Genomic DNA, 4,991 nt, shown 5'->3' with positions numbered 1-4,991 from the left:
GCGCTGGGGCGTCAGGCTACTATCAGATCATTCCCAGTACATGGCTAGCGTACGGAGGTGGGCATTATGCCCCACAGGCGTACGAAGCCTCCCGAGTCGAGCAAGGCATCATAGCCGCTAAGATATGGGCCGGTGGTGCCGGCGCTGGACAGTGGGTGTGTAAGGCGTAGTAACTAACGAAACATAAGTAACTAATGACATGGGCGGGCGGCCGTGTAAACGTGCCGCTCGTCCTTGTCAAGTTACGAATTTTACAAATTGTCCACCGACTTGACACTACCATCTTATCCATGATATCATGTGTCGGTTATGTCACAATTGCCCAGACGACGAATGGTACTCGCCTTTGATCCTGGTGCAACCACAGGGGTTGCGCTGGTGGATAGGAGCGATGGTACTATCATGAGGACCGAAGCGTATTCGCCAAGCGAGGTGTTGGAATATGCACGCCGCATGGTGACTACACAGAGTAACCGATGGCACAGTAACAGTAGCTTCGTAGTGGTCATCGAGAAAGGTCCTGAGTGGCAACAGCATAGCCCTATAACTAGAAGCGTCGAAACGAAGTTACGGGACATCTTCCCTGCGGCGCACCTAGTGACACCAAACCGTTGGAAAGGTCACCCCGCAGCCAAGTGCTCAGAACAACTAGGCACGAAGCACGAAAAGGACGCGGTCAAACTGGCCCGATGGTTCATCAAGTCACAACCGAGGCCCAATGCCAAAGACAACAACGAAGTCGAGAACAAAATATCCAACCGGTAAGAAACAACCCACTCCACTACAACTTACACAACGAGTCAAGGACATATCAACCACAGAGCGCGGCACCTTCAAGACGTGCCGCCGGCGCTGGCACCTGGAGGTCATCGAGAACCTCGCGCCACGTGTCCCAAAGGGAATGGCACTTGACTTTGGTAGCGGAATACATGAGGCACTTGAGGCATACTACCTCAGGAAGGCCGACACGCCGGAGTACCTACAGTCGGCTGCCGATAATGTCATTCTTGACGCAGCGCTGAACGCCTGGGACAAGTGGTACTACTGGGCCGATGAGCGCATAGTCTCCGACAAGGAGCTAATGACTGAGGCAAAAGTGTCACTAGGTGATGCACTCGTCGAGCTCGGTGACTTGGGAGAAGAGATGCTCAAGGGGTATCACCAGTACGCCCATCATGAGGATGACTTCACTGTCCATGCCATCGAGGGTACACTGACAGGTGCAGGTACGTCCTGGTTGAACAAGCATTTTGAGGAGCGTGAACACATTGCTGAGCACTCCGAATCAGCAGTCGTTCTCCACAAACCCTCAGGACGTTTGCTGTGCCCAATTCTTGACCCTGAGACACGACAACCGCTACCAGGGCGACCATGCCTCAGTGCCAAGATCGATTTGTTGGTATTGCGCAGACCAGAAGGTGTGCGAGGTTTGTGGGTCTATGACCACAAGTCATCAGAGTCACAACCGAACGACCGCGGCCTAGATTTCGACGACCAGGCGACAGGGTACACATACGTAGTGTGGCGCTGGTTGGGAATGATGCCACGCGGAGTTTGCTTCAACTACTTGATCAAGCAAGCTCCCAAGGAACCGCGCATTCTGAAGGCTGGTAACTTGAGCGCAGCAAAGGACCAGTTGACAACAGCGCAGAAGTACAAGGCGGAACTACAGCGTCGTGGCCTCATGCTCAAAGACGGTACGATCAAGAACCCAAAGTACCGGGGGGCCTACGAAGCACTACTCAGCTATGGATGGGACAGGTTCTTCACTCGTCACTACGTCATGAAAAACATCAACGAGATGCTCAACTTCGAGTACCGTCTAGTTGATGAGTACTATGACATGCTCGATGTAAAGACAGGTGACTTAGCGCCTTACCCGAACATGTCTCGACTATGGTGCCCACGGTGTGAAATGGCACCTATATGCCTGGCGATGGAAGATGGGAGCGATGTAGAGTCGATCATCGACACTCGCTACATGCAGGCTCCCGACCGTAAAGCAAGTCGTCGAATCTAGGGGTCACAATGGGAAACAAACTTCGCAACCAGAAGTTGCGCCTTGGCGTACGCCGTGGCATGTACAACAGCATTCGTAGTGATCGGCGACAAGGATACCACCAACCAGGGTCGATGAACCCTCACAAGTCCGCAAGTGTCAAGCAGGAAAGGAAGAAACGATAATGGAGGTTCACCTTCCCCATCAGCGACGGTGGTGCAAAGCACTGATCTTCGCTCCAGCTGGTCATGGCAAAACGTGCTTGCTGGGAACTGCGCAGGAGGATGAGCGCACGTTCCCCATGGCGTTCCTGGACTTCGAATCAGGGTACGAATCACTGGCAGGACTGGACATCGACATCTTCCCCATTCGCTCATGGCGCGACGCTGATCAGATTTACGAAGCATTGCTTGACGGGGCAGTAAAGAAGGTAGGTGGGGAAGAAATTGACTTCAGCGAGTACCGTTCAGTGGGCATCGACTCGATCAGCGAGTGGCATCGCTGGGCCCTACTGAACATACTTGAGGAACAAGGGCCAAATCGTAAGAACCCAGACCTCATCGAACAGGGTGACTACGGTGTAGCAGCTGTACAGATGAGACGTACACTCAGGAAGTACCGGGACCTACCAATGCACGTGTTCTATGCAGCACATGCTAAGCAGGCAGACATGCCCCGTGAAGGCAGGATAACACTTCCTGACATGTCTGGTCAGTTGGCTGAGGAAGTTGCAGGTCTCGTGTCGGTAAGCGGGTACCTCGCTCTCTCAACGAATGGCGATGGGGAAGAGGAGAGGGTCCTATTGATGCGGAACTACCCAAAGTACCGTGTCAAGGCGCGCACCAAATGGGGAGGTGACGTTCCAGACGAGCTAGTTGAACCGACCATTAGTGAACTGCTCGACATACTTGGCTACAGCGAAAATGGAGGCAAGAAAAAGAAGAGGAGAAAATGATGGCAGTAACCGGTAGTGTGATGCCCAAGGAACCTTCTGAGTACTCTATTCCTTGGCCGCAGATCATCAACGCTGTGCTCACACTAATGCAGGACACTGATCAACAAGTCAAAGCGGTAAAGGGTGAAGGCTGGTCGGTGTACCGTACAGGAAAACTCATTCGAATCGACATTCAGCAAGGGGAGTAATGCCTAGTACCACAGTAAATTTTGCGGACGTTGACTCATTCGAGCCTCTACCAGAAGGTTCGTATGACATTGAGGTGGACAAAGTCGAAGTTCGCCGCAACAAGGCGGACGACGGTGACTACCTCAACTGGGAACTGGTTGTCATCGACGGTGAGTACGAGAACCGCCGGCTGTGGATGATCACTTCACTCAAGCCTCAGGCGCTGTTCCGCCTCAAGCAGGTGCTGCTGGACCTCGGCATCATCGACGAGGATGAGGAAGAGATGGACCTTGAGTGGGACGACGACGTTGAGCCCACAACCAGTGGTGGCCCATTGCTGCTCTACCCGGAGTTGCAAGGCATCGAGGCAGTCGCTCAAGTCAAGAACGAGATGTACGATGGTCGAGAGCGCAACCGAGTGGAGAACCTGTTCGGTCCCGACAAGAAGCCCAAGAAGAAAAAGACAACTCGCACCGCAGCCGCTGAGTCACGTGGCAACGGTGGACGTTCACGCCGGCGCGTGGTTGAAGAAGAGGATGAGGATGAAGAAGACGAGGAGGAAGAACGTCCACGTCGCAAGACCTCAACCGGTGCCAAGTCCCGAACGCAGTCCCGGTCGCGCGAGAAGGCACGCCGCAGAGTGCGATGAGAACGCTGATTGAAGTGTGGGTTTGCCCTACTCTCGATTGCCCGAATTACTACGGTGCCCTGTCAATCGAGGGTGAAAATCTCGGTGAACGAATGAACCGGGACATAAAGAGCAAACCCACCTTCTCTCGCGCTATCTGCCAGATGTGCAAGGCAAAGGGCATTGAAGTCGAGCGCGAGTGTCGATACGCAGTTGTGCTCGATCATGGACCGGAACATCCCACTGGGCCCACACTAGCAGTTCAGGAAGCCTACAAAATATTGCGCAGAGCAGGACACGTTAGCGTGACCTAGAAAGGGGGGACCAGTTGATCGCTTGTGTCAGCAAGGTGTTTCGATTTGAGGCAGCGCACTCATTACCCAATCACGATGGCAAGTGCAGAAACCCTCACGGTCACTCCTACAAGGTGGTCGTGTGCGTAAAGGGTGAAGTGAACGAAAAGCAGGACCACGCCAAGGAAGGCATGGTGATTGACTTTGCTGACATAAAGGCCGTATGGAAGCACAGTTTGGAACCCCTGCTCGATCACAAGAACCTCAACGAGACATTACCCATAAGTACCACAACTGCTGAGAACATCGCCGGTTGGGCACTATTGGTGTTCAGGGCAAACCTTGTGCCAGTTGACAAGGTAGAGGTGTGGGAGACTGAAACCTCCTGTGCCTGCGTCACGTTCAGCGATGCCTGGGCGGATGGCAAATGGGAGAGCAGGCGAGTTATGGCAGGGGCGGGAGCAGCATGACAACAGTAAAGGCACAGGGGCAACTTGAGCGCGGTGAAGCAGCACGCCGAAAGAAGTTTCCAGTTGTTGAAGTATTCGGTCCTACAATTCAGGGAGAGGGCATCGACCAGGGTGTTCCGTGCTACTTCATTCGCCTTGGCGGTTGTGATTATCGGTGTGTATGGTGCGATTCTCCTTTTGCTGTACTACCTGAACTAGTAAGACGTGCCACTAGGATGAACGCAGAAGAGATCGTAAGTAAGATGACTGCACTAACTCCAGGACCAAACTGGGTAGTCATCTCAGGTGGTAACCCAGCATTGCACGATCTCACCTTCCTAGTTGACATGCTGCACGGCGTTGGTTACAAGGTGGCAGTTGAAACGCAAGGCACTGTGTTCAAAAGGTGGTTGCTGAGAGTTGACCGGTTGTGCGTATCACCTAAACCGCCATCAAGCGAGTACACTACTGACCTCAACACCTTGAGAGACTTCCTTGG

Annotated in this window: 7 protein-coding genes; all 7 read left to right on the top strand. The window is 53.4% G+C overall.

The features are described 5' to 3' along the window. A partial coding sequence (locus VH187_RS23500; protein WP_414714009.1) for a transglycosylase family protein occupies positions 1 to 170 on the top strand: 170 nt, incomplete at its 5' end. A gap of 548 nt (positions 171 to 718) precedes the next feature. Continuing rightward, positions 719 to 2,020 (top strand): PD-(D/E)XK nuclease family protein, encoded by a 1,302-nt coding sequence (locus VH187_RS19815; RefSeq protein ID WP_329703164.1) that lies wholly within the window; start codon positions 719 to 721, stop codon positions 2,018 to 2,020. A gap of 163 nt (positions 2,021 to 2,183) precedes the next feature. Continuing rightward, positions 2,184 to 2,954 (top strand): AAA family ATPase, encoded by a 771-nt coding sequence (locus tag VH187_RS19810; protein ID WP_329703163.1) that lies wholly within the window; start codon positions 2,184 to 2,186, stop codon positions 2,952 to 2,954. Next, positions 2,951 to 3,142, top strand: coding sequence for a hypothetical protein (locus VH187_RS19805; protein WP_329703162.1), 192 nt, complete (start codon positions 2,951 to 2,953; stop codon positions 3,140 to 3,142). Before VH187_RS19810 ends, VH187_RS19805 begins: the two co-directional genes overlap by 4 nt. After that, positions 3,142 to 3,771: a DUF669 domain-containing protein gene (locus VH187_RS19800; RefSeq protein WP_329703161.1), complete on the top strand. Its 630-nt coding sequence runs from the start codon at positions 3,142 to 3,144 to the stop codon at positions 3,769 to 3,771. The genes VH187_RS19805 and VH187_RS19800 overlap by 1 nt, the downstream gene beginning before the upstream one ends. 328 nt (positions 3,772 to 4,099) lie before the next feature. Then, complete coding sequence (queD, locus tag VH187_RS19795; RefSeq protein WP_329703165.1) at positions 4,100 to 4,513, top strand: 6-carboxytetrahydropterin synthase QueD; 414 nt, start codon at positions 4,100 to 4,102, stop codon at positions 4,511 to 4,513. Beyond that, positions 4,510 to 4,991: radical SAM protein (locus tag VH187_RS19790; RefSeq protein ID WP_329703160.1), on the top strand; the 482-nt coding region annotated here is incomplete at its 3' end. The genes queD and VH187_RS19790, both read left to right, overlap by 4 nt.

This window comes from Scandinavium sp. (assembly GCF_036271055.1).
Taxonomy (GTDB): domain Bacteria; phylum Pseudomonadota; class Gammaproteobacteria; order Enterobacterales; family Enterobacteriaceae; genus Scandinavium.
Note: the sequence above shows the minus strand (reverse complement) of the source record. Positions and strands in the feature narration are given on the sequence as shown.